11 protein-coding genes are annotated in these 26476 nt (G+C 67.7%); 5 read left to right on the forward strand and 6 right to left on the reverse strand.

Going from position 1 to position 26476, the window contains the following annotated elements; genetic code table 11:
* Position 1: 1 nt before the first annotated feature.
* Both ACXZ1M_RS12040 and ACXZ1M_RS12045 read right to left on the reverse strand, forming a co-directional pair.
* A complete protein-coding gene (locus ACXZ1M_RS12040; protein ID WP_459053385.1) occupies positions 2-2179 on the reverse strand; it encodes a xanthine dehydrogenase family protein molybdopterin-binding subunit in 2178 nt (725 codons plus the stop codon).
* A complete protein-coding gene (locus ACXZ1M_RS12045) occupies positions 2176-2679 on the reverse strand; it encodes a (2Fe-2S)-binding protein (protein WP_459053386.1) in 504 nt (167 codons plus the stop codon). Before ACXZ1M_RS12045 ends, ACXZ1M_RS12040 begins: the two co-directional genes overlap by 4 nt.
* A 149-nt stretch (positions 2680-2828) precedes the next feature.
* Between ACXZ1M_RS12045 and ACXZ1M_RS12050 the strand changes: the two genes are divergently transcribed.
* The gene (locus ACXZ1M_RS12050) at positions 2829-3437 is read left to right on the forward strand and encodes an OmpW/AlkL family protein (RefSeq protein WP_459053387.1); all 609 of its coding nucleotides are present in this window, start codon (positions 2829-2831) and stop codon (positions 3435-3437) included.
* Between the two features lie 46 nt (positions 3438-3483).
* A complete protein-coding gene (locus ACXZ1M_RS12055; RefSeq protein WP_459053388.1) occupies positions 3484-3906 on the forward strand; it encodes a hypothetical protein in 423 nt (140 codons plus the stop codon).
* A 109-nt stretch (positions 3907-4015) separates the two neighbouring features.
* Here ACXZ1M_RS12055 and ACXZ1M_RS12060 read toward each other — a convergent pair whose 3' ends face one another.
* Positions 4016-5635, reverse strand: coding sequence for a methyl-accepting chemotaxis protein (locus ACXZ1M_RS12060; RefSeq protein ID WP_459053389.1), 1620 nt, complete (start codon positions 5633-5635; stop codon positions 4016-4018).
* A gap of 214 nt (positions 5636-5849) precedes the next feature.
* Between ACXZ1M_RS12060 and ACXZ1M_RS12065 the strand changes: the two genes are divergently transcribed.
* The gene (locus tag ACXZ1M_RS12065; RefSeq protein WP_459054003.1) at positions 5850-7421 is read left to right on the forward strand and encodes a M20/M25/M40 family metallo-hydrolase; all 1572 of its coding nucleotides are present in this window, start codon (positions 5850-5852) and stop codon (positions 7419-7421) included.
* Positions 7422-7513: 92 nt separating this feature from the next.
* Here ACXZ1M_RS12065 and ACXZ1M_RS12070 read toward each other — a convergent pair whose 3' ends face one another.
* The 3 genes from ACXZ1M_RS12070 to nudC all read right to left on the reverse strand — a co-directional run bounded on the left by ACXZ1M_RS12070 (position 7514) and on the right by nudC (position 10281).
* Complete coding sequence (locus ACXZ1M_RS12070) at positions 7514-8836, reverse strand: thioredoxin family protein (RefSeq protein WP_459053390.1); 1323 nt, start codon at positions 8834-8836, stop codon at positions 7514-7516.
* 4 nt (positions 8837-8840) lie between these two features.
* Entirely contained in the window at positions 8841-9401 is a 561-nt protein-coding gene (folE, locus tag ACXZ1M_RS12075; RefSeq protein ID WP_459053391.1) for a GTP cyclohydrolase I FolE, read from the reverse strand.
* Positions 9402-9462: 61 nt separating this feature from the next.
* Complete coding sequence (nudC, locus tag ACXZ1M_RS12080; RefSeq protein ID WP_459053392.1) at positions 9463-10281, reverse strand: NAD(+) diphosphatase; 819 nt, start codon at positions 10279-10281, stop codon at positions 9463-9465.
* A gap of 209 nt (positions 10282-10490) precedes the next feature.
* On the opposite strand from nudC, the gene ACXZ1M_RS12085 reads away from it, so the two are divergent.
* Positions 10491-23105 carry a hypothetical protein gene (locus ACXZ1M_RS12085; protein ID WP_459053393.1) on the forward strand — a complete coding sequence of 4205 codons (12615 nt, stop codon included), beginning with the start codon at positions 10491-10493 and terminating at the stop codon, positions 23103-23105.
* A 172-nt stretch (positions 23106-23277) separates the two neighbouring features.
* Positions 23278-26475 (forward strand): O-linked N-acetylglucosamine transferase family protein, encoded by a 3198-nt coding sequence (locus ACXZ1M_RS12090; protein ID WP_459053394.1) that lies wholly within the window; start codon positions 23278-23280, stop codon positions 26473-26475.
* Position 26476: the final 1 nt, after the last annotated feature.

Raw genomic sequence — 26476 nt, forward strand, 5'->3', positions numbered from 1 at the left:
GCTAGGCCTTCTTCACCAGGCTGTGATTCTTCAGCGGCAGATCGCGCACGCGTTTGCCGGTAGCGGCGAAGATCGCGTTCAGCACCGCCGGTGCGGCCACCGCGATGGTCGGCTCGCCCACACCGCCCCAGAATCCGCCGGACGGCATGATGATCGACTCCACCTTCGGCATCTCATCAAGCTTCATCACCTGATAGGTATCGAAGTTACGCTGCTCGATCTCGCCATCCTTGAGCGTGCACTCGCCATACAGCGCGGCCGACAGGCCGTAGACGAAGGAGCCCTCTACCTGCGCCTCGATCTGCTGCGGATTCACCGCATAACCCGGATCGGTCGCCGCGATGATGCGATGGATCTTCACCTTGCCGGTCTTCCGGTCCACCGACACCTCGGCGCAGGCGGCGACGTAGCTGCCGAAGCCCATGGTCTGCGCCAGGCCGCGATACACGCCCTTCGGCGCAGGCTTGCCCCAGCCGGCCTTCTCCGCCACCGCGTTCAGCACCGCCAGATGTTTAGGATGCTCCGCCATCAGCTTGCGGCGGAAGGCCAGCGGGTCGTGCTTGGTCGCATGCGCCACCTCGTCCAGGAAGCACTCCAGGTAAATCGCGTTCTGGTTCAAATTCACGCCACGCCAGAAACCCGCAGGCACTGGCGGATTGCGCATCGCATGGTCCACCAGCAGGTTCGGGAAGCTGTAGCCGATGGACGCCTCCGGTCCCGGCGCGTTCAAGCCCTGGAACACCACCGGGTCCTTGCCATCCTTCAGCGTCGATCCCAGCGACGCCAGGATGGACTGCCCGGCAATGCGCATATGCAGCGCCGTCACATTGCCCTTGGCGTCCAGACCCGCCGTCAGCTTGCACTGCGTGATCGGATGGTAGCGGCCATGCTGCATATCCTCCTCGCGCGACCAGATCAACTTGACCGGCGTGCCAGGCATCTCCTTGGCGATCTTCACCACCTGCGTCACCCAATCGTGCGTGGCGCCGCGACGGCCAAAGCCGCCGCCCAGGTGCATCTTGTAGACATCGCACTTGGCCGCAGGCAGTCCGGCCGCTTCCGCCGTCGCCGCCAGCGCGGCCTCGCCGTTCTGGGTCGGCGTCCAGACCTCGCAACGCTCCGCAGTCCAGATCGCGGTGGCGTTCATGGTTTCCATGGTGGCGTGGTTCTGCCACGGATACGAATACACCGCCTCGATCTTGCGCGCGGAGGCCTTGATAGCCGCCTTGGCGTCGCCGTTCGAATTGCCCACCACCGCATCCGGCGCATCCAGCGCGGCCTTCAGCGTGGCGGCGATGTCCTTGCTGGACAGCTTGGCATTCGGCCCCTTGTCCCACTCGATGGGCATGGCCTCCAGAGCGGACTTGGCGCGCCACCAGGTATCGGCCACCACCACCACGGCGCTGTCACCCAGCTTGAACACCTTCTTGATGCCGGGCCGCTTCTCGATGGCCGATGCGTCGAAACTCTTCACCGTGCCGCCGAACACCGGGCAATCCTTGATGGCCGCGTTCAGCAGGCCGGGCATCTGGATATCCATGCCGTAGATTTGCGCGCCGGTGGTCTTGTCCACCGTATCCAGACGCGCCAGGCGCTTGCCGGCCAGCTTCCAGTCCTTCGGATCCTTCAGCGCCACTTCGGTGGGCGGCGTCAGCTTGGCGGCGGCGTCGGCCACCTTGCCATAGCTGATGGTGCGGCCCGACGGCTTGTGCGTGATCACGCTCGCTGCGGCCGCGCACTCGGAGGCCGGCACCTTCCACGCATCGGCCGCCGCCTGGACCAGCATGGTGCGCGCAATCGCGCCACCCTTGCGCACATACTCGTGCGACTCGCGCACGCCACGGCTACCGCCGGTGGAGAAGCTGCCCCACACGCGCTTGCGCGCCAGGTTCTGGCCGGGCGACGGATACTCGGTAATCACCTTGCTCCAGTCGGCATCCAGTTCCTCGGCCACCAGCTGCGCCAAGCCGGTCAGCGTGCCCTGTCCCATCTCGGAACGGGCGATGCGGATCACGATCGTGTCATCGGGCTTGATCACCACCCAGGCGTTGACTTCGGGCGTGGCCTCGGAAGCCCCCTTGGCGATAGGCGCTTGGCCCGCCGCTGCGGCATCGAAGGGAATGTGGAAGGCGACCACCAGGCCGCCGGCTATCTTGAGGAAACCGCGACGGGAGTTCATGCCTTGCTCCCTTCAATGCGCTCGATCGCCAGGCCCGCCGTTGCGGGATCGCCACCGCGCACCGCCACGTGGATGGCTTTGCGCACGCGGTTGTAGGTGCCGCATCGACAGATGTTGGTCATGGCCGCATCGATATCGGCGTCGGTACATTTGGGCTTGTCGCGAATCAGCGCGGCGGCGGCCATGATCATGCCGGACTGGCAGAAGCCGCACTGCGGCACGTCGAGCGCGGCCCAGGCTTTTTGGATGGGATGGGAGCCGTCCTTGGACAAGCCCTCGATGGTGGTGATCTTCTGACTGGCGGTGACGGCGGCGGCCGGATACACGCAGCTACGCACAGGCTGGCCATCGATATGCACGGTGCAGGCGCCGCATTGGGCCACGCCACAACCGTACTTGGTGCCGGTCATGCCGAGCTGCTCGCGGATCACCCACAGCAGCGGCGTATCGTCCTCCGCCTCATATTCCCTGACGGTACCATTGACGTTCAGCTTGCCCATGTGCGATCTCCTGATTGTAGTTTGCCAAAACCGACCGCTGGTCATACTACCATCATTTACTAGTCGGTAAATTTTGACTTGTATCAAGGTTTTTACATCGCGAGATCCCTACACTTCCTCCCATTACTAAACGACAAAGAGGAAGTGAAATGAGTAAGCCAGTAGCAGCATTGATGGTCATCGCAGCCCTGATCAGCGGCGGCGCCTTTGCGCAGGAAACCCCATGGCTGGTGCGCGTGCGCGCGGTGCACCTGAACCCGGCGGACAAAGCCGAGCCGGTGGGTGGCGTCGGCGCGCGCGACCGTATCAGCGTCAGCAACGAGACCATCCCCGAATTCGACATCTCCTATTTCTTCACCAAGAACATCGCGGCCGAGCTGGTGCTGACCTATCCGCAAAAGCACGACGTGGCGCTGGACGGCGCCAACATCGGCACCGTCAAGCACCTGCCGCCGACGCTGCTGGTGCAGTACCACTTCCTGCCTGAGGGGAGCTTCCGTCCCTACGTGGGCGCCGGCGTGAACTACACCACCTTCTCCAAGAACCACATGCTGGGCGGCGCGGCCAGCCTGGAGCACGACAGCATCGGCCTGGCGCTGCAGGCAGGCGCCGACATCGCCCTCGACAAGCGGTGGTCGTTCAACATCGACCTGAAAAAAGCGCAGATCCGCAGCGACGTGCTGATCGGCGGCGCCAAGGCCAGCCGCGTCAAGATCGACCCGCTGATGCTGGCGGTTGGGGTGGGCTACCGCTTCTGAGGCGCTATAATCGTTTCCAAATCGACAGCAACGAACTGGAAACTCCATGCGCAAGATCCTGATAGCCCTGATGCCCCTGCTGCTGACCGCCTGCGTGGACGACTCCGCGTCGTACTATGCGGACGGTCCGGTAGGCAATCACGCGCTGACCATCCATCGGGCGCAGAAGCACTTCTGGAGCAAGGAAAGTCGGGTCGAGCTCATCATGCAGCGCCTGCCCGAATGCATACGTCGCATCGAGCTGACGGAAATGCCGGCGGACGAGGTGGAAATCGAACTGCTCTCGGGCGGCGACAACGTCTGGACTTTGCGCGCGGGGCAGGAAATGTGGCAGGTCGAAACGCAGACCTGCACGGTCTACCCGGACGTCAAGGGCGACGGCGGCGAGCTGATGGGCGTATTCCGCGCCGACGGCGACAAATTCGTCTACGAAGCCGCCGTCGTGGAAACCGTCCCCGCTGACAAATAATCCGGGATCATAATCCGGGGTCAGGTCCTCCATTGCTACACGGTCTCTACCGTAGGCACGCCTACGGTAGAGACCGTGTAGCAATGGAGGACCTGACCCCGGATTAGTTTTAGCGCGCCAGCGCCACTTGGCGGCTGGCCGAGCGCGCGGTTGGTCGGGCCTTGGGCGCCGCCCCTTGTTCGTGGCCCAGCTTGAAGCGCGCCACCAGCGAAGCCAGCATCGCCGCCTGCTCCTGCATGCTGCCGGCCGCCGCCGCCGCTTGCTCCACCAGCGCGGCATTCTGCTGCGTCACCGAATCCATCTCCGTGATCGCCATGTTGACGTGGCCGATGCCCGTGCTCTGCTCGCTCGATGCTTCCGTGATCGAGGCCATGATCTGCGTCACGCGCGAGACGCTGGTCACCACCTGATCCATCGTCGTGCCCGCCTCCGCCACCAGCGCGCTGCCGGCGCTGATGCTGTCGACCGAGGCGTTGATCAGCTCCTTGATTTCCTTGGCCGCGGCCGCCGAACGTTGCGCCAGGTTGCGCACTTCGGACGCCACCACCGCGAAACCACGTCCCTGCTCGCCCGCGCGCGCCGCTTCCACCGCCGCGTTCAGCGCCAGGATATTGGTTTGGAAGGCGATGCCGTCGATCACGCTGATGATGTCCACAATCCGCGTGGCCGAGGCGTTGATGGTCTCCATGGTCTGCACCACCTGCGACACCACCTTGCCGCCGCGCTCGGCCACCTGCGATGCTGATTGCACCAGCTGGTTGGCCTGCACCGCGTTGTCCGCGTTCTGGTTCACGGTCGAGGTCAATTCCTCCATCGACGCCGCCGTTTCCTCCAGCGAGCTGGCCTGCGACTCGGTGCGCGCCGACAAGTCCATATTGCCGGAAGCGATCTCGCCCGAGGCGGTGGCGATGGTCTCGGCGCTGTTGCGGATCTCGCCGATGGTCTCGGCCAGGCGCTGCTGCATCGCCTTCACCGAATGCAGGATGCTGCTGCGGTCGGAGGCGTGGGTCTTCACTTCAACGCTGAGGTCGCCATCAGCGATCTGCTGCGTAATCTCGCCAACATACTCCGGATCACCGCCGATGGTGTGGCGCAGGCTCTTGTTGACGACGCTGACGATCACCGACAGCAGCACGCACACCACGGCCAGCATCCCCGCCGATTTCAGCAGCGAGGCGCGGAAGGCGATGTCGATATCGTCGGTGTACACGCCGGTGGTCAAGTCCCAGTTCCACGGCTCGTAATGCATCACGCGGCTGAGCTTGGGCACCGGTTCGGTCGAGCCGGGGCGCGACCAGTAATAGCTGACGAAACCGCCGCCTTCGGGCAGGGCGCCGGTTGCGGCGATGGCGCGGTAGACGTAGGTGCCTTTCGGATCCTTCAGGTCGACCAGGTCCTTGCCGTTGTTCTCGGGCTTGATCGGATGCATCACCGACAGCGTGCCGCGGCTGATGGTGAAGTAGCCGTCCTTGCCGTAGCGCAGGCCGCGGATCAGGTCCATGGCCTGCTTTTGCGCCTCGTCCTTGGTCAGGGCGCCGGACGCGGCGCGGTCGCCGAACTGCTTGACCACGCTGATCGCCATGTCATCCATGTTGCGCAGATCGGCCTGGCGTTCTTCCATCCGCACATTGCGCGTCTGGATGGTTTCGAAAAGAAAAATCGCGGTGATGCACACCAGGCTGCAAATCAGCGGCACCCACAGCTTCTGCTGGAACGACAATTTATTCATGCTGGAAGTCTCCTATTGTCTTATGGAAATCAGCATACCCGCAAAGCCCGGGAGCGTCTCGCATGAAGTGAGGGACTGTGGTTTCCGCGTCAAAACAGCGGCGGACTCGGCAACGGCGGTGCGTGCTCGGCAGTGTCCATAAGCAATAAAATGTGTCAGAATGGTGGTCTATTATTAACAATTCTTCGCCCCTATGAAACTCCCCTTGTCGACAGTGCTGCTGGCGTTTTGCGCCTGCGCGGCCCATGCGGCGACACCGCCCAAGCTCGACGGCGCGGCGCTGCTGGAACAGATCGGCACCCTCGCCTCGGACGAGTTCGAAGGACGCGCGCCCGGCACGCAGGGCGAAAAACTCACCATCGAGTATCTGCAGCAGCAATTCAAAAAGCTCGGGCTACAGCCGGGCAACCCGGACGGCACCTATCTGCAGGCGGTGCCGCTGGTCGGCATCTCCAGCCACCCGACGCTGAGCTATGGCGACAAGCAACTCAAATTCGGCGACGACTACGTGGCCTGGACCGCGCGCGCCGTGCCCAACCTGGACATCGGCGAGTCGGAACTGGTGTTCGTCGGCTACGGCGTGCAGGCGCCGGAATTCAAATGGGACGACTACAGGGGCGCGGACCTGAAGGGCAAAACGCTGGTCATGCTGATCAACGACCCGCCCGTGCCCGATCCCAAGCGGCCGCGCCAGCTGGACGCCGCCGTCTTCGGCGGCAACACGGTCACTTGGTACGGGCGCTTGAACTACAAGCTGGAAATGGCGGCCAAGCTGGGCGCGTCGGCGGCGCTGATCGTGCACGAGACGAAAGCGGCCGGCTACCCTTACGAAGTCGTGGTCAACGGCTGGGGCCGCGAGAATTTCGCGCTACGCAGCAAAACGCCGGAACCGACGCTGCCGCCGATGGCGGGCTGGCTGCAACAGGAACGCGCCTGCGACCTGTTCAAGGCGGCCGGGCTGGACTTCAAGGAACTCAAGCAGAAAGCGGCCGCGCGCGACTTCAAGCCGCTGCCGTTGGGCATCAAGCTCAAGCTCAGCGCGGTGAATGCCACGCGCGAGGTGGACTCGCACAACGTGGTCGGTCGCATTCCGGGCTCCGATCCACAGCTGAAGGACGAAGTCATCGTCTACACCGCGCACTGGGACCACTTCGGCATCGACGAAAGCCTGCCGGGGCCGCGCACCCAGCAGATCTTCCACGGCGCGGTGGACAACGCCAGCGGCGTAGCGGCGCTGCTGCAAATCGCCAAGGCCTACCACGACCTGCCGACGGCGCCCAAGCGCAGCATCGTCTTCGTCGCCACCACGGCGGAAGAGCGCGGACAGCTGGGCGCGCAATACTACCTGCGACACCCGCTCTACCCGGTCGGCAAGACCATACTCAACATCAACATCGACGGCCTCAACCTGTGGGGCCGCACGCGGGATGTGGAACTCAGCGGCATGGGCAAATCGACGGCGGACGACCTTGTCGCCCGGATCGCGGCCAAGCAGGGACGCGTGGTCAAGCCCGACAGCAACGTCAGCTACGGCAGCTACTACCGTGGCGACCAACTGGAATTCGCGCGCGCCGGCGTGCCGACGATCTACCTGCGCAGCAGCGCGGGCAAGCTGCTCAACTACACGGCGCACCAATACCACACGGTCAACGACGTAGTGCAAGCGAACTGGAACACGGCCGGCGCGCTGGAAGACATCAGCCTGTTATTCCAGGCCGGCTACCAGGCCGCGCAAGCCAAAGACCATCCGAACTGGAAAGCCGGCGCAGAGTTCCAGCGCCGCTAACTTCGGGGTCAGCTCTGTCATTTGGACATTGCGGAACTTTTGGTTTGCTAAAAAGTTCCGCAATGTCCAAATGACAGAGCTGACCCTGGTTTTTAGAGGGCGGCGGCGAGGGCGGCGGTTTGGGGGCCGGCGAGGATGGTGGCCAGTTTGGCGGCCAGCTTTTGCAGCTGGCTCAGGTTGCGCTGTTGGTGGGCGTCGGCGCCGGCGTTGTGGATGTCGGCCAGCAGCGTTTGCGCCGCTTGCTCGATCGCTTCCGCGTCCTGCGGTGCGAGGTCGATCAGAGTGCTCAAATAAGTGACGCCCCATTGCAGGCGCGTCGCCAGGCCCGTCGAGGCCTGCCACGCCTTGCCGTACCACGACAGCACGCCGGTCACCTCGCTGCGGCGCTTGGCGCTGGCTGCCAGACTCAGCATGAAGTAGTACGGTGAATGCGAACGCGGCAGCTCGGCCAGCAGCACTTGCTCGGCCTGCTCAGGCAGGCCGGCGTCGTTCAGCGCGCTCACCGCCGTGTTGACCAGGGTGTGCCGTTCGTAGGGATCGGTCGATTCGGCCAGCGCCGATTCCACACGCTCGCGCACCAGTGCCTGCAAGCCCTGCGTCGGCGCCAGCAGACGGGCCAGGCGCATTTGCAGGCGTACCGCCATCAGCCGGTCCGGCGCGCTCAGCCAGAAGTCGTCGGCCCATTGCGCAGCGACGGCGCCCAGCGCCGCAGCCAGCTCTTCGCGCCGGCTGGCGATCTTGATCAGGTTGATGCCGCTGTTGTTGAAGATGTCCATGTTGGCGCGCGCCTGTTGCGCGTCGGCCAGCAGCGCCAGCAGGGCCGTTGCTTCGCCCGTGCCGTTTGCCAGTTGGGCATGCAGGCTCAGGCGTGCGGCGGCGGCGGCGCGGTCGGTGCTGGCTGCGGCCAATGCGGACAGGGTCGGCGCCAGTGCGCGCGAACCCAGCAGCTTGCCTTCGTCGGTATCCCAGGAGTAGTGGCTCAGCAGCGACCATTCGTCGGCGCTGAGCGCGCGCGTGCCCGACAGGGCTGCATCCAGCGCTGCGCTTGCAGATGAGCCGGCTTGATGCACGGCCAGCGCCACGTCCAGCGCGGCGACGAAAAGTTCGCCATCGAGCTCGCACGGCAGGCGCGTGATTTCGCCGCCATCGGGCGCGAACAGCACCAGCGTCGGGTAGCTGCGCAGCTGGTATTGCGCGGCCAGGGCTTGCGCGCCCGGCGTGTCGCCGTCCAGGTGGTAGCACAGCAAGGACGCGGTGCGCGCCACGAATTCGTCACGCGCGAAGATCTCGGATTTCACGCGGTTGCACGGTGGGCACCATACCGCGCCCCAGTACAGGAACAGCGGCCGCTGCTGCGCCCGCGCCAACGCCTGCGCGTCGGCCAGGCTGCCCCCCAGCCATGCCATTGCCGCCATGCGCTTAGTCCCTTGCCAGCGCCAGGAACTCGGTGCGCATCGCCAGGTTGGGCTGCAGCTCGCCCAGCATGGCCGAGGTGACGGTTTCTTCGCCCGGCGTGCGGATGCCGCGGCTTTCCATGCACAGGTGACGGCATTTCACCACCACGCCCACGGCCTTCGGCTCCAGCACTTCCATCAGCGCGTTGGCGATTTGCATGGTCATGCGTTCCTGCACTTGCAGGCGCTTGGAGAAGCAGTCGACCAGGCGCGTCAGCTTGGACAGGCCGACGATCTTGCCGTTCGGGATGTAGCCGATGGTGGCCTTGCCGAAGAACGGCGCCAGATGGTGTTCGCAGTGGCTGTACACCGGAATGTTGCGCACCACGATGAATTCGTTGTACTGCTCGGCGCCGTCTTCAAACGCCTTCAGCAGGTCGACCGGATTCTGATCGTAGCCCGAGGTCCAGTGCTTCCACGCCTTGGTCACGCGCGCCGGCGTTTCCAGCAGGCCAGGACGATCCGGGTCCTCGCCGATGCTGGCGATCAGGCGGCGCCAGTCGTTTTCCGTAAATTCTTGAGACATGATGAAACACCTTTGTTTTGAATTGCCCGACAGTATATAGAAAACGCCGCGACTTGACCCGCTATGGCGCCGGCCGGTGGGCATCCACCAGGCGCGCAGCGATCGATACCTTGACCGGCAAATCCGGCCATTCATCGCCCGGCCCGAACCAGCGCGCGTCGGCGATTTCACTCGGGTCGATGCGGATTTCGCCGTCCAGGTAGTCGGCCGTGTAGGCGATCATCAGCGAATGCGGGAACGGCCACGACTGGCTGCCGAAGTACTGCACGTTGTGCACGCGCAGGCCGACCTCCTCGAACACTTCGCGATGGATGGCCTCCTCCACCGATTCGCCGGCCTCGACGAAACCGGCCAGCGCGGTGTAACGCTTGTACGGCGAATTGGTGTGCATGGCCAGCAGCACCTGGTCGCCCTTGCGGATCAGGACCATCATCGCCGGCGAGATGCGCGGATAGGCGCTGTGGCCGCAGTTCGGGCACTTGTAGCAGCGCTCGCCCTCGATCAATTGCATGGCCGTTGCGCACACGCCGCAATAACGGTGCGTGCGCGCCCATTCGGTCAGCTGGAAAGCGCGTCCGGCCAGGCCGAGGAAGCCTTCGTCCAAGGTGCCGAACAGCGCGCGCAAGCCGTGATAGCCGAACTCGGGCCCCGGCAGCACCGGCGTATCGACCCAGGCCGCCTGGTAGTAGCGCCCTTCCCACAGCCCCAGCGGATGGATGCGTTCCGGCGCCAATGCCAGCGCCGCCAGCTCGGAGGCCTGCGGCAAGCCCAGAACCGTGTTGCGCAGCAGCAACTCTCCGCGATGGAACACGAACGTGATCGCATTGTCATGGTTTTGCGGACGAATAAGCGGGGTAAATGTGACGGGAGTGTGCAGCATGGCCGGGGAATATAAGGATTAGCGCGGAACAATATCTTACAGTGTTTCCTGATTACTTATTTTCCAAGCAAAAATGCGGTGGAAATACGGTGCTGGAATCAACGCTAAGTCATTGTTTTCAGACCAAGATTTAAGGGATTTTTGCCCCTTTTCTCTCTGGATAAGCCTGTTTGGCGGTACTATATATTTCCGTCAGGAGAATATTAAACATGCCGCTTACCATCCCCGGTTTAAATACCGACCAAATCGCCAGCCTGCAGACTTCCTTGATCGCCTCGATGACGACGACGGACGTCGGCTTGCTCTCGACTGCGCAGATGACGGCATTCACCACGGACCAACTGGGCGTCTTCAGCAGCCGGCAAATCCGGGCCCTGTCGGTGCTGAACCTGCAGGCGCTCAGCACCAACCAGCTCGGCTACGGCTTCAACACGCGCCAGGTGCAGGCCCTGACCAGCACCCAGATCAGCAACCTGACCACGGCCCAGCTGACCGCCGGGCTCTCCAGCGACCAATTCTCCGCCCTGACCACCGCCCAACTGAACGCCCTGACGGCCACCCAGTTCGCCCTGATCACCACCGACGACATCGCCGCCCTGCGCAGCGCGCAAGTGGCCGCCATCGGCACCACCCTGCTGCGCACGCTGACCAGCAGCCAGGTCGTGGCCCTCACCTCGGACCAGTTCGTGGCGCTGCAAACGGCGCAGCTGGCCGCGCTGACCACGGCGCAGGTGGCCGCCATCGAGGTCGACGATTTCAGCGTGCTCGGCACGCGGCAGCTGAACGCGCTGGCCGTCGGCCAGCTCAATGCGCTGGGCACCGCCCACTTCGCGGCGCTGGCAAGCTGGCAGACCGCCAACCTGGGTACGGCCCAGATCAACGCCCTCAGCACGGCGCAGCTGGCCGCCATCGGCACCAGCGGCCTGGCCACGCTGAAGACGCGCCAGATCGCCGCGCTCGGCACCACCCAGTTCGCCGCGCTCAACAGCGACCAGATCGTCGCCCTGGAAACGGCCCAGGCGCTGGCCCTGACCACGCAGCAACTGAGCCAGCTCAGCGCGACCCAGCTGGCCGCGATGGAAACCCAGGACCTGGCCGTGCTCAAGAGCCATCAACTGGGCGTGCTGCGCACCGATGCCCTCGCCGCCCTAGGCACCGACCAGCTGGCCTCGATGACCACCGCCCAGGTCGCCAGCCTGGGGACCGCGCAAATCCGCAGCCTCGGCACCGACCTGATCGGCGCCCTGACCACCGCCCAGGCGGCCGCGCTGACCACCCTCCAAGTGCAAGCGCTGAGCAACAGCCAGCTGGCCGCCATTGAAACGGCCGACGTCGCCGCGCTGAAAAGCACGCAGCTCAACGCCCTCAGCAGCACCCAGCTGAACGCCCTCGGCACCGACCAGATCGCCGCGCTGACCACCGCCCAGGCCGCCAGCCTGGCCACCGCCCACATCGCCGCCCTCGGCACCGCGCAGCTGGCCGCCCTGGAAACCCAGGACCTGGCCGCGCTGAAAACCCAGCAGATCGCCGCCCTCACCACGGCCGCCGTGGCCGCCCTGGGCACCGACCAGCTGGTCGCCCTGAAAACCGCGCAAGCGGCCGCGCTGAGCTCGCAACAACTGGCGGCGCTGAACAGCGCCCAGGTGGCGGCGCTGGAAACCCAGGACTTGGCCGCCTTGCGCACCAGCCAGATCAACGGCTTGGGCAGCGCCGGCATCGCCGCGCTGTCTACCGACCAGGTGGCCGCCCTGAGCACCGCCCAAGTGGCCGCGCTCGGCAGCAACCAGCTGTCGGCCCTGAACAGCGACCAGATCGCAGCTCTGGGCACGGCCCAGGCGGCCGCGCTCGGCACCGCGCAAATCGCCAGCCTCGGCAGCGACCAGATCGCCGCCATGGAAACCCGCGACTTGCGCGCGCTCAAGACCGCCCAGATCAGCGCCCTGACCACCGCCCAGGTGGCGGCGCTCGGCACCGACCAGATCGCCGGCCTCGGCACCCAGCAAATCGCCGCCCTGACCACCCGCCAGTTCGCCACCCTCGGTACCGACCAGATCGTGGCCCTGAGCACCCAGCAAGTGCTGGCGCTGACCACCCAGCAACTGAGCCAGATGAGCGCGGCCCAGCTGGCCGCGATGGAAACCCAGGACTTCGGCGTGCTCAAGAGCCAGCAGCTGGCGGCGCTCGGCACCGCCGCCACCGCCTTGCTCAGCAACAGCCAGCTGGCCGCGCTCAGCACCGCGCAGATCGCCGCCATGCCGACCGCCCAGGTGCGCGCGCTGAGCACCGACCTCATCGTCGCCCTCAGCACGGCCCAGATCGCCGCGCTGACGACGGCGCAAGTCCAGGCCCTGAGCACCAACCAGCTGGCCGCCATCGAAACGGCCGACCTGGCCGTCATGCGCAGCACCCAGTTGCTGGCCTTGAGCAGCGCCCAGTTGGGCGCGCTCGACGCCGACCACATCGCGGCCCTGACCACGGCGCAAGCGGCCAACCTCGGCACGCAGCACATCGCCGCGCTCAGCACCGCGCAACTGGCCGCCATGGAAACCCAGGACCTGGCCGCCCTGCGCACCCAGCAGGTGGCGGCGCTCGCCACCGCCGGCATCGCCGCGCTGAGCACCGACCAGATCGCCGCCCTGGGTTCGGCCCAGATCCGCGCCCTGCAAGCGGCGCAGCAAGCCGCGCTCGGCAGCGACCAGATCGCCGTCCTCAGCAGCGCGCAGGCGCTGGGCCTGAGCACCCGCCAGATTGCCGCGCTGACGGCGCCGCAAGCGCAGGCGCTGAAAACCGCCACCCTGGCCAGCCTCGGCTCGCAGCAAATCAGCGCGCTGGGCAGCGCCGCCGTGGCCGCCCTGACCACCGATCAGATCGTGGCCCTGGGCACGGCCCAGGCCAATGCGCTGGGCTCGCAACAACTGGCGGCGCTGTCGCTCGACCAGCTGGCCGCGCTGGAAAACAGCGACCTGGCCGCCCTGCGCACCAACCAGTTGGGCGGCCTGGGCACCGCCAGCATCGCCGCCCTCGCCACCGCGCAGGTGGCCGCCCTCGGCACGGCGCAGGTCGCCGCGCTCAGCACCCGCCAGCTGGTCGCGCTCAACAGCGACCAGATCGCCGGCCTGACCACGGCCCAGGCGGCCTCGCTGACCACCCAGCAAATCGCCGGCCTGCTGACCGACCAGGTCGCCGCCCTGGAAACCGCCGACCTGGCGGCGCTGCGCACGGCGCAGATCGCCGCCCTCGGCACCGCCCAGCTGATGGCGCTCGGCACCGACCAGATCGTCGGCCTGAGCTCGCAGCAGGTCGCGGCCCTGACCACCCGCCAGGTGGCCGTGCTGTCGACCGACCAGATCCTGGCGATGCAGGCCTCGGCCCTGGCCGCGCTGCAGTCGCAGCAAGTGGTCGCGCTCAACGGCAATGCCATCGCCGCCCTCAGCACCGCGCAAATCGCCGCCCTCAGCACCGCCGTGCTGAGCGCGCTGAGCACCAGCCAGGTGATCCTGCTGGGCACCGACCAGATCGTCGCGCTGACCACGCTGCAGAGCGCCGCCCTGACCACGCGCCAGGTCGGCGCGCTGACCACCGACCAGCTCGGCGCCCTGGAAACCCAGGACCTGGCCGCCTTCAGCACGGCCCAGATCGCCGCCCTGAACAGCAAGCAGATCGCCGCCCTCGGCACCGCGCACATCGCCGGCCTGCGCTCGCAGCAAGTGGGCGCGCTGAGCACCGCGCAAGTGGCCAGCCTGAGCACCGAGCAACTGACCGCGCTGGAAACCCAGGACCTGGCCGCCCTGCGCTCGGTGCAGGTGCTGGCCCTGGGCAGCGACGCCGTGGCCGCCCTGACCACCACGCAAATCGCCGCCCTGAGCTCGTCGGTGCTGACCGCGTTCGCCACCGCCCAGATCGCCGCCCTGACCACCGACCAGATCGTCGCCCTGGGCAGCGCCCAAAGCAGCGTGCTGACCACGCGCCAGATCGCCGCGCTGTCCACCAACCAGTTGGCCGCGCTGGAAACCCAGGATCTGGCCGCGCTCAAGACCGCCCAGATCGCCGCCCTCGGCAGCGCCCACATCGCCGCCCTCGGCACCGACCAGGTCGCCGCGCTCAGTTCGCAACAGGTCGCGGCCCTCGGCTCGCAACAGCTGGCCGCGCTGAGCGCCGACCAGATCGTGGTCATGTCCGGCGCCGACCTGGCCGCCCTGCAAACCAAACACGTCACCGCGCTGGGCACCGGCGCCATCGCCGCCCTGACCACCGGCCAGGTGGCCGGGCTGAGCCTGGGCGTCTTGGCGGCCTTCGGCACCAGCCAGGCCGCCGCGCTGACCACCGACCAGATCGTCGCCCTGAGCACCGCGCACATCGGCGCGCTGGGCACGGCCAACCTGGCGGCGCTGTCGACCGACCAGGTCAACGCGCTGGAAAGCCGCGACTTCGCGGCCCTGAAAACCAGCCAGCTGGTGGCCCTGAACTCGGACCAGATCGGCGCGCTGCGCACCGAGCTGATCGTCGCCCTCACCACCGGCCAGGCCGCCGCGCTGACGCTGGCGCAACTGAACGCCCTCTCCACCGAGCAGCTGGCCGCGATGGAAACCCAGGACTTCGCCGCGCTCAAGACCAGCCAATTGCTGGGCCTGGGCACCAAGGGCATCGCCACGCTGTCGCCGGCGCAACTGGCCGCGCTCACCACCAACCAGCTCAGCCAGCTGAACTCGGACCAGATCCAGGTGCTGAGCAGCGCCCAGCTGGCCGCGCTGACCACCGCGCAGGCCAGTGCGCTGACCACCGCCCAGATCGGCTATCTGCTGACCAGCCAGGTGGCGATGCTGACCACGGCCGACTGGGCCGTGCTGAAAACCAGCCAGCTCAACGCGCTGAACAGCAACCAGATCGCCGCCGTGACCACCGCGCAGATCGTCGCGCTGAGCCCGCAACAAGCGGCCGCGCTAGCCACGCGCCAGCTGGCCGCCTTCTCGACCAGCCAGCTGAACGCCATGGAAACGGCCGACCTCGGCGCGCTGACGTCGCAACAGATCGCCAGCCTGAGCACCGCCGCCATCGCCGCGCTCGACCTGTCGCTGCTGGCGGTGCTGAAAACCCAGCAAACCGCAGCCCTCACCAGCGACCAGTTGCAGGCGCTGGGCACGGCGCAAATCGCCGCCCTGAGCACGCTGCAAGCCTCGACCCTGACCACGGCGCAAATCACCGCCCTGACCAGCGACCAGTTGCAGGCCCTGGAAACGGCCGACCTCGGCGCGCTGAAGACCGCCCAGATCGCCGCCCTCGGCAGCGACCAGCTGGCCCTGCTCACCACCGATCAGATCGTCGCCCTCGGCTCGCACCAGGTGGCCGCCCTCGGCAGCCGCCAGTTGAACGCCCTGACCAGCGACCAGATCGTCGTCATCGAAACGCGCGACCTGGTCGCGCTGGGCACGGCGCAAATGAGCGCGCTCGGCACCGGCCTGCTGGCCACGCTCACCACCAGCCAGGTGCAGGCGCTGGGCACGGCGCAGATCGCCGCACTGGGCACCAACCAGTTGCGCGCGCTGGAGACCGCCCAGATCGCGGCGCTGAGCACGCTGCAAGCGGCCAGCCTGAGCACCATGCACCTGGCGGCCTTGAGCAGCGACCAGCTGCAGGCGCTGGAAGCCGCCGACGTGGCCGCGCTGCGCACCGCGCAACTGGCCGTGCTGTCCACCAGCCAGATCCAGCTGCTGAGCAGCGCGCAGATGGTGGCGCTGACCACCCAGCAAGTCGCCAGCCTGAGCACGCGCCAGTTGGCCGCGCTGACCACCGCGCAGACCGTGGCGCTGGAAACGCGCGACCTGGCCGCGCTGGGCAGCGCCCAGATGATCGGCCTCGGCACTGATAATCTGAATACCCTCGGCAGCGCCCAGATCGGCGCCCTCAACAGCGCCCAGTTGAACGCGCTCAACAGCGTGCAGCTGCAGGCGCTGGCCACGGCGCAGGTCGCGCTGCTGAGCACCGCCCAGGCCAGCACGCTCGGCACCGCGCAAATCCAGCTGCTCGGCAGCGACCAGCTGGCGGCGCTCGGCACCGACACCCTGGCCGTGCTGAAAACCCAGCAGATCGCCGCCCTGAAAACCAGCCAGATCGCCGCCCTCGACGCGGCGCAACTGGCGGCCCTGAGCACCCTGCAAGTCAGCAATCTCGGCTCGCACCAGCTGGCGGCGCTGTCCACCAGCCAGCTCAACGCGCTGGAAACGCAGGACCTGCGGGCCTTGCGCACCGCCCAGATCGCGGCCCTGGCCAGCAGCCAGATCGCCGGCCTCGGCACGACGCAGATCGCCGCCCTGAGCACGCTGCAGATCAGCAACCTCAGCAATGCACAGCTGCAGGCCCTCGGCGCCGGCCAGCTGCAAGCCTTGGACAACGCCGACATCGCGGCGCTGCGCACCGCGCAAATCACCGCGTTCAGCACCGACCAGCTGAACAGCCTGCTGACCGAGCAGTTCCGCGCGCTCAGTTCGCTCCAGTTGAACGCCCTGGGCACCGAACATTTCCTCTCGCTCGACACCGCCTACATCGCCGCCCTCACCACGCTGCAAGCGAGCGCCCTGTCCATCCAGCAGTTGCGCACGCTGACCGCCGCCCAGTTGGCGGCGCTGGAAACCGAAGACCTGGCGGCCATGAAGACCTGGCAAGTGAGCAGCTTGCAGACCAACCAGATCGCCCTGCTCAACAGCAGCCAGATCGCCAGCCTGAGCACCCAGCAGGTGACGTTCCTGCAAACCCATCAAGTGGCGGCGCTGGGCACGGCGCAAATCCAGGCGCTGGAAACCCAGGACCTGGCGGCCCTGCGCACCGCGCAATTGCAAGTGCTGGGCAGCGACCAGCTCGACGCCATCACCACCGCCCAGCTGCAGGCGATGGGCACGGCCCAGCTCGCGTCGCTGAGCACCACGCAATTCCGCGCGCTGCTGAGCACGCAAATCGCCGCGCTCACCACGCAACAGCTCAGCACCTTGGCCACCAACCAGATCGCCAGCCTGGCCAACGGCCAGCTGGCCGCGCTCACCACCGACGAGATGGCCGCGCTGAAGAGCGCGCAAGTGCAGGCGCTGCGCACCGCGCATGTGGCGCTGCTGAGCACCGACCAGGTATTCGCCCTGACCAGCAACCAGGTGGCGGCGCTGAGCACCAGCCAGCTGTCGGCCCTCAACTCCGACCAGGTGGCCGCCTTCGGCACCGAGGACTTCGCCGCCCTCAGCGTGGCGCAGCTGAGCGCGCTGGGCTCGCTGGGCAACCTCAGCACCGACCAGATCCAGGCCCTCACCACGGCCCAGATCGCCGGCCTGAGCACCGACCAGATCGCCGCGCTGAACACCGCGCAAATCGTCGCCCTGACCACGCGCCAGATCGGCGCCGTCAGCAACGCCGGCGTCGCCATCCTGAGCAGCGACCAGTTGCTGGCGCTCGAGCTGGAAGACCTGGCCGCGATGAAAACCGCGCAAATCGCCGCCCTGGCCACGGCCCAGGTGGCGCTGCTGAGCACCGACCAGATCGCCGCCCTGACCACCCTGCAATTCGGCAACCTGCTGACCTCGCAGGTGATGGCGCTCGGCACGGCGCAGGTGCAAGCGCTGTCGCTCGACGACATGGTGGCGCTGAAAGCGGCCCAGGTCGGCGTGCTGCGCAGCGACCAGCTGGCCGTGCTGTCCGACGCCCAGCTGCAGGCGCTGTCCGGCACCCAGCTGAACGCCCTCGGCAGCCTGCAAGTCCAGGCGCTGGGCACCAGCCAGATCGTGGCGCTGAGCACCCGCCAATACGCGGCGCTCGGCTCGGCGCAAGTGACGGCGCTGACCACCGCGCAGCTGAGCGTGATAGAACAGGAAGACCTGGCCGCGCTGAAAACCGCGCAAGTGGCCCTCCTCGGCACCCACCAGATCCAGGCGCTGGCGCCGGACCGCATCGCCGCCCTGACCACCGCGCAGGCGCAGGCGCTGACCGGCGTCCAGCTGGCGGCCCTGGGCAGCGCGCAGATCCAGGCGCTGGAAACGGCCGACCTGGCCGCGCTCAAAATCGCCCAGCTGCAGGCGCTGGGCAGCGACCAGCTCAACGCGCTGCTGTACGACCAGGTGCAGAGCCTGGGCAGCAGCCAGCTCAACGGGCTCACCAGCGCGCAGTTCCGCGCCCTCGGCAGCGACCAGATCATCGCCCTCAGCAGCGCCCAGGCGTCGCAGCTGGCCACCGCCCAGATCGCCGTACTCAGCTCGGACCAACTGGCCGCGCTGGAGCTGGAAGACCTGGCCGCGCTGACCAGCAGCCAGATCCAGGCGCTGACCACCGTGCAAATCGGCCAGCTCGACCTGGCCCACGTGGGCGCGCTGGTCACGGCGCAAGCCGCCGCGCTGGCCACGGCCCAGCTGGTGGCGCTGTCGACCAGCCAGTTCCAGGCGCTCAGCACCGACAACCTGGTGGCGCTCGGCAGCACCCAGATCGGCGCGCTGACCACCAACCAGCTGGTCAACCTGACCATGGACCAGCTGCAAGCCCTGAGCACCAGCCAGATCGACGCCCTGGGCTCGGCGCAAGCGTCCGCGCTGACCACCGACCAGATCGCCGCGCTGACGCTGACCCAGGTCGACAACCTGGGCACGCGCCAGCTGGCCGCCCTCAACAGCGCCCAGATCGCCGCCATCAGCACCGCCAACTTCGGCACCCTGTCGGGCAGCCAGATCGGCGCGCTCAACGCCACCCAGTTCGGCGCCATCACCACCGACCAGATGGTGGCCCTGAGCAGCGCCCAGGCCGTCGGCCTGAGCAGCGCGCAAATCGCCGCCCTCAGCAGCGACCAGCTCGACGCGCTGGAGACGGCCGACTTCGTGGTGCTGAAAACCACGCAGATCGCCGCCATCGGCACCGCCAACATGGCGGCCCTGACCACCGACCTGGTCAGCGTGATGACCACGGCGCAGTTCGCCAGCCTGGGCAGCGACCAGGTGGCCGCCCTGCAAACCGACCACATCGTGGCGTTGACCACGGCCCAGGTGGCGACGCTCAATTCGGCCCAGATCGGCGCCCTCAGCACCGACCAGATCGGCGCCCTGGCCACCGAAGACTTCCTGGCCCTGCGCAGCGCCCAGCTGGCCGCCTTCAACAGCGACCAGTTCGCGGCCCTGACCAGCGACCAGTTGAACGCCCTGTCCACCAGCGCCTTCACCGCGCTGAGCACGGCCGTGCTCAGCGCGCTGACCACCACCCAGCTGTCGCAGCTGCGCACGGCCCAGATCGGCGCCCTGACCACGGCCCAGGCCGTGTCGCTGAACACCGATCAGCTCAGCTCGCTGACCACCGACCAGTTCGCCGTGCTCAGCACCAACGCCCTGCGCAGCCTGCAATCGGACCAGTTCGGCGCCCTGACCACCGACCAGATCGTGGCCCTGTCGACCCAGCAAGTGCGCGCGCTGCACAGCGTGCAGCTGGCCGGCCTCAGCACCGGCCAGGTGACGGCGCTGGAAACGCGCGACCTGGCGGCCTTCACCACCGCCCAGTTCACGCTGTTCAACACCGACCAGCTGCAGGCGTTGCTGACCGACCAGTTCGCCACGCTATCGACCGCGCAGCTCAGCACCCTGAGCACCGACCAGATCAGCGCCGGCCTCAGCACCGACCAGATCGTGGCCCTGAGCACGCTGCAGGCGGCCACCCTGGCCACCCGCCAGGTCGCCGCCCTGACCACCGACCAGATCGTCGCGCTGGAGACGGCCGACCTGGCCGCCTTCACCACGCGCCAGCTGGTGGCGCTGACCAGCGACCAGATCGCCGCGCTCGGCAGCGATCAGCTGAACCACCTGAGCACCAGCGGCCTGAGCGCGCTGACCACCAGCCAGCTGATCGGCGGTCTCGGCACCGTCCAGCTGACGGCGCTGAGCACCGCCCAGCTCAACGCGCTGACCACCAACCAGCTGGTCTACGGCCTCGGCAGCGACGCCATCGCCGCGCTCACCACCGACCAGGTGGCCAGCCTGCGCACCGCGCAGCTGGCCAGCCTGGCCACGGCGCAGCTGCTGGCCATGACCACCGACCAGATCGTGGCCCTGAGCACCCAGCAGGCCGCCGCCTTGAGCACCCAGCAAGTGGCCAACCTCGGCACCGACCAGGTGGTGGCGCTGGAAACGGCCGACCTGTCGGCCTTCACCACGCGCCAGCTGGTGGCGCTCACCAGCGACCAGATCGCCGTCCTCGGCAGCGACCAGCTGAACAGCCTGACCACGGCCGAACTGGCGGCGCTGACCACCAGCCAGATCAGCCTCGGCCTGACCACCGACCAGCTGGCGGCGCTGGACGGCATCCACATCGCCGCGCTCACCACCAGCCAGCTGGCCTACGGGGTCGGCGTGGCCGGCATCGGCGCCCTCACCACCGACCAGATCGGCGCGCTGCGCAGCGCGCAGACCGTGGCCCTGACCACGCTGCAGGTGCAGGCGCTCGGCACCGACCAGATCGTGGCCCTGAGCACGCTGCAGGCCGCCACCCTGTCGACCCAGCAGATCGCCGCCCTGACCGTCGACCAGATCGTGGCGCTGGAAACGGCCGACCTCAACGCCCTGGTCACGCGCCAGATCGCCGCCCTGCAGGCGCCGCAAGTGGGCGCGCTCGGCAGCGACCAGCTCAACGCCCTGAGCACCGGCCAGTTGCTGGCCTTCGGCACCAGCCAGTTGCTCAACGGCCTGGCCACGGCGCAGGTGGCGGCGCTCGACACCGACCACATCGCCGCGCTCGGCACCCAGCAGCTGGCCTACGGCTTCAGCGTCGACCAGCTCAACGCCCTCACCAGCGACCAGGTCCAGGCGCTGCGCACGGCGCAGATCGCCGCCCTGGGCACGCTCCAGGCCAGCGGCCTGAGCACCGACCAGATCGCCGCCCTGAGCGTGGCCCAGATGACCGGCCTCAACACGGCGCAGATGGCGGTGCTGACCGCCGACCAGCTGGCCACCCTGAGCACCGCCCAGATCGCCGCCATCGACACCCAGGACATGGCGGCGCTGACGGCCGGCCAGTTCATTGGCCTCAGCACCGACCAGACCATGGCGCTGACCACGGCCCAGGTGCGCGGCCTGAAGACGGCGCAAATCAACGCCATCGACGGCGTCCAGATCGGCGCCTTCGGCAGCGACCAGTTGCAGGCGCTCAGCACCCAGCAGGCGGCCGCGCTCAGCGTCGCCGCCGTGCAGGGCCTGTCGACCGCGCAGATCACGGTGCTGACCACGGCCGCCGTGGCCGCGCTCGGCACCTTGCCGCTGTCGAGCATGGACGTCAGCCAGCTGCCGGGCCTGAACACCAGCCAGGTCCAGGCGCTCACCAGCGTCCAGCTCGGCGCCATGACGGCCGACCAGCTGTACGCCTTCAGCACCAGCCAGATCGCCGCCCTGCGCACCACCCAGATCGGCTACCTGAGCACCACCCAGCTGGCGGCCCTGTCCAACACCCAGGTGCAGGCGCTGACCACCGACCAGATCGCCTCGATCAAGCTGAGCCAGATCACCGCGCTCACCGTCGACCAGATGGGCGTGCTGGACGCGGCCCAGCTGCAGGCGCTGACCACGGCGCAGATCCAGACCCTGTCGATCACCCAGTTGACCGCGCTGAGCACGCCGCAAGCGGGCTACCTGAGCACGCTCCAGATGGCGGCCTTGAAGAACGCCCAGCTCGGCGCGCTGGACGCCACCCAGATCTACGGCTTCAGCACGGTCCAGCTGGGCGCCCTCAGCACCAGCCAGCTCGGCGCGCTGACCAACGCCCAGATCGGCTACCTGTCGACCGACCAGATCGCCGGCCTGACGACCACCCAGGTGGCCGGGCTGAAAACCAGCCAGCTGGTGGTGTTCACCGACGCCCAGCTGCAAGCCTTCACCACCGACCAGACGCCGGCCCTGTCGGTTGCCGGCCTGAGCGCGCTGACGCTGGCGCAAGCCAACGCCTTCAGCCTGGCCCAGGTGGCGGTGATGTCGGTGGCCCAGACCATGGCGTTCAACGGCGCTTCGAGCAACTATGCGACGCCGCTGATCCTCGACCTCGACGGCAACGGCGTGCAAACGCTGGGCCTGGAGGCCGGCGTGCGCTTCGACGTCCGCGCCGACGGCCAAGCCGTGCGCACCGGCTGGGTCGATCGTCACGACGGCCTGCTGGCCCTGGACCGCAACGGCGACGGCATCATCAACGACGGCGGCGAGCTGTTCGGCAGCGCCACCACGCTGGCCGGCGGCGCCAAGGCGGCCGACGGCTACGCCGCCCTGCAAGCGCTGGACGACAACGGCGACGGCCAGATCAGCAGCGCCGACCGCGCCTACTGCGCCCTGCGGGTATGGGTGGACGCCAACTCGGACGGCATCAGCCAGGAAGGCGAGCTCAACACGCTGGAGCAGCTGCGGATCGCCGCCATCGGCACCGGCGCCAGCGCCGCCCAGGTGCAGCAGAACGGCAACCTGATCGGCCTGACCTCGCACTACACCAGCAGCGACGGCAGCAGCCACGACAGCGCCGACGTCTGGTTCCTGGCGCCGCGCGCCCCGGCAAGCTCAGCCGCAACCACGGCGGCAAGTTCGGTTGCTACGTTGCAACAACAGGTGAGCGGCCTCAGCAACGCCATCGCCGGCTACGCGCACGCCGCCGGCGTGGCGGCAACCACCACCGCGCCGCTGCCGCTGCCGCAAGTCGCGCCGCCGGACGCGCACGCCGGCGTGCTGGCCGAGGCCATCGGCCAATACCGCGCCGCCCAAGGCCTGCAAGGCTACACCGCCGCCCTCACCGGCAAGGCCCCTGCGGCGGAGCACGGCAACAACTGGTTCGCCGTGCCCAACCGCTAGCCGGCGGCGGGGCCGGGTCGCCGATCCGGCCCCGCCCCGCCCATGCGGCCGGCCGAATGCTAAATGTCGAGCAAGGGGGGATTTACAGTCTTGCTCCTGAGCCAAAAGTTGCCCCGCCATGGGCAACAAAAGGTATGATAGGGCCTACCTTTTGTGCACCCCAAGCCCCGCTATGACCGTACAAGCATCTGCCGCCACCCTCCCCACCGATAACAGCCCCTTGGGCACCGTCATGGCGCTGGCCGTCCAGGGCGCGCTTTCCATCGGCGACTTGTTCAGTGCCGCCGGCGTGCTGCAGGAGTCGGGCCAGTTGCCGGCCGCCATCGCCCTGTACGAAGCCTGGATCACGCACACGCCGTCGCCGCTGGTGTACGCGGCCTGCTTCAACCTGGCCGTGATGCTGTCGCAGGCGGGCAACGATCCCGCCGCCGAGCAGGTGCTGCTCAAGGCCATCGCGCTCAACCCGCATTTCATCGAGGCGCGCCTGAACCTGGGCACGCTGCTGGAACGCGGCGGCCGCCCGGAAGAGGCGCTGGCCATGTGGCAGAGCATCCTCGGCCCCGGCATCGAACCGGACATCAAGACCAACCCGGCGCTGCATGTGCAAACGCTCAACAACATCGGCCGCCTGCTGGAAATCCGCAAGCGCTATCCGGAGGCCGAAGCGATGCTGGCGCGCAGCCTGCACGTCGATCCGCAACAGTCGCATGTGATGACGCACTGGGTGCACCTGCGCCAGAAGCAGTGCGCCTGGCCGGTGTACAGCGGCCTGGAACACATCTCGATGGCCACCATGCTGGAAGGCACCTCGGCGCTGGCCATGCTGAGCGCCTCGGCCGATCCGGCCCAGCAGCTGGCCGCCGCGCGCCGCTTCGTCCATGAAAAGGTCAACGCCGCCGTGGCGCCGCTGACCGGCGCCCACGGCTACGGCCACAGCCGCCTGCGCATCGGCTACCTGTCGTCGGACTTTTGCTCGCACGCGGTATCGATCCTGACCGCCGAGCTGTACGAGCTGCACGACCGCAGCAAGTTCGAGGTCTACGCCTTCAGCTGGAGCCGCGAGGACGGTTCGCCGATCCGCGCCCGCGTGGTCAAGGCCATGGACCACTACATCCGCATCGACGCCCTCACCGACGAGCAGGCCGCGCGCACCATCCGCGCCCACGAGATCGACATCCTGGTCGACCTGCACGGCCTGACGCTGGGCGCGCGCCCCAACATCCTGGCGTTCCGCCCGGCCCCGGTGCAGCTGACCTACCTCGGCTTCCCCGGCAGCACCGCGCTGCCCGGCGTCGATTACGTGCTGGCCGACGAATTCCTGATCACGCCGGAAATGACCGCGCACTTCACCGAGAAGCCGCTGTATCTCGACTGCTTCCAGATCAACGACCGCCAGCGCGCCATCGCGCCCAAGCCGACCCGCGCCAGCGTCAGCCTGCCCGACGACGCCTTCGTGTTCTGCTCGTTCAACAACAACTTCAAGTTCACGCCCGAGCTGTTCGCGGTGTGGATGAACATCCTGCGCCGCGTGCCCAACAGCGTGCTGTGGCTGGTGGCCGACTATCCGGAAGTGCGCGAGAACCTGTGGCGCCACGCCGAGCAGGCCGGCATCGACCGCCAGCGCCTGATCTTCAACACCCGCGCCGTGCCGGCCGAGTACCTGGCGCGCTACCAGCTGGCCGACCTGTTCCTCGACACCTACCCGTTCAACGCCGGCACCACCGCCAGCGACGCCCTGTGGGCCGGCCTGCCGCTGCTGACCTGCGCCGGCCAGACCTTCTCCTCGCGCATGGCCGGCAGCCTGCTGCGCGCGGTCGACCTGGCGCAGCTGATCACCGACGATTTCGCCGCCTACGAGGAAAAAGCCGTGGAGCTGGCCAACCAGCCGCACCGCATCGCCGCCATGAAGCGCCAGCTGGTGGCCAACCGCCTGACCTGCGCCCTGTTCGACAGCCCGCGCTTCGTGCGCAACCTGGAAAGCGTGCTGCAGCAGGTGGCCAAGCCGGCCGCGCCGCGCCTGGCGGCGCCGGCGCACGCGGTCCATCCGTCGGAACAGCCGGCGGCCGAGCCGGTGCGCATCGACCAGATCCCGGTGGTCACCGTGTCGTACAACTCGCCCGACCTGATCGAGGCGCTGCTGCGCACCTTCCGCCAGTTCTACAGCAACCGCGTGTACGTGATCGACGGCTCCAATCCGGACGTGGCCGAGCAGATCCGCGCCATCACCGACGGCCACGACAACGTCGAGTTCATCCCCTTCGGCTACAACATCCACCACGGCCCCGGCCTGGCCTGGGCCATCAACCACCTGGGGCTGTCGGGCGAGGTGCTGTTCCTCGATTCCGACGTCGAAATCATCCAGGGCGGCTTCCTCGAATCGCTGCACGGCGCGCTGCGCCCGGGCATGTACGGGGTCGGCAGCATCCAGCCGGTCAACGAGGCCGGCTACGACCGCCCCGACGGCGCCGTGCGCTACCTGCACCCGGCCTGCATGCTGACCAATATCGAGGTGGTGCGCCAGTGGCCGATGCCGATCAAGCACGGCGCGCCGCTGATCGCCACCATGCTGGCCATCCACCAGGCCGGCGCCCATGAACTGATCGACAGCGTCGACTGGGTCAAGGAAGACTTCGCGCCCAAGCCGCCCAAGCGCAACTACATCAAGCACGACTGGCAGGGCACGGTGATCCGCACCGGCGGCTACCACTACGACCTGCCGAGCGCCACCAGCACCGTCAACACCGACCTGCTGCAGTTCGTGCCGCTCGAAGCGCGCAAGATCGTCGAGGTCCATTGCCGCGACGGCGCCTTCGCCAAGGCCTACAAGGCGCGCAACGCGATCGTCAACTACACCGGCGTCGAAGCCGACCCGGCGCCGGCCCAGGCCGCCCGCCCGCATTGCGACTTCGTGTTCAACGCCGACATCGCGCACGCCGGCCCGGACCTGTGGGACCACGTGCGCGGCGCCGACTGCTGGGTGCTGGACGAGGCCCTGGAGCAGCTGGACGACCCGTGGAGCGTGCTGGGCAAGATCCGCACCAGCATCGCCCCCGGCGGCAAGCTGGTGATCACCATCCGCAACTTCCAGCACTGGAGCATCCAGGCCCGCCTGAACGCCGGCGACCTGCGCTACGGCGGCGCGCTCGACAAGTCGCGCAAGCGCGTGTTCACCCGCGGCGCCCTGCTCGAACTGCTGCAGCAGGCCGGCTTCCAGATCAGCGGCGGCAGCGCCCGCATCACCGACGAGCCGGCGCGCGAGAAATACCTGCCGGCGATCCGCCTGATGGCCGGCGCCAGCGGCGTCGATCCGGTGGTGGCGGTGGAGGACGCGCTGCCCTGGCAATACATCGTCACGGCCGTGGCCGCCTAAC

It is taken from the genome of Duganella paludis, assembly GCF_054461335.1.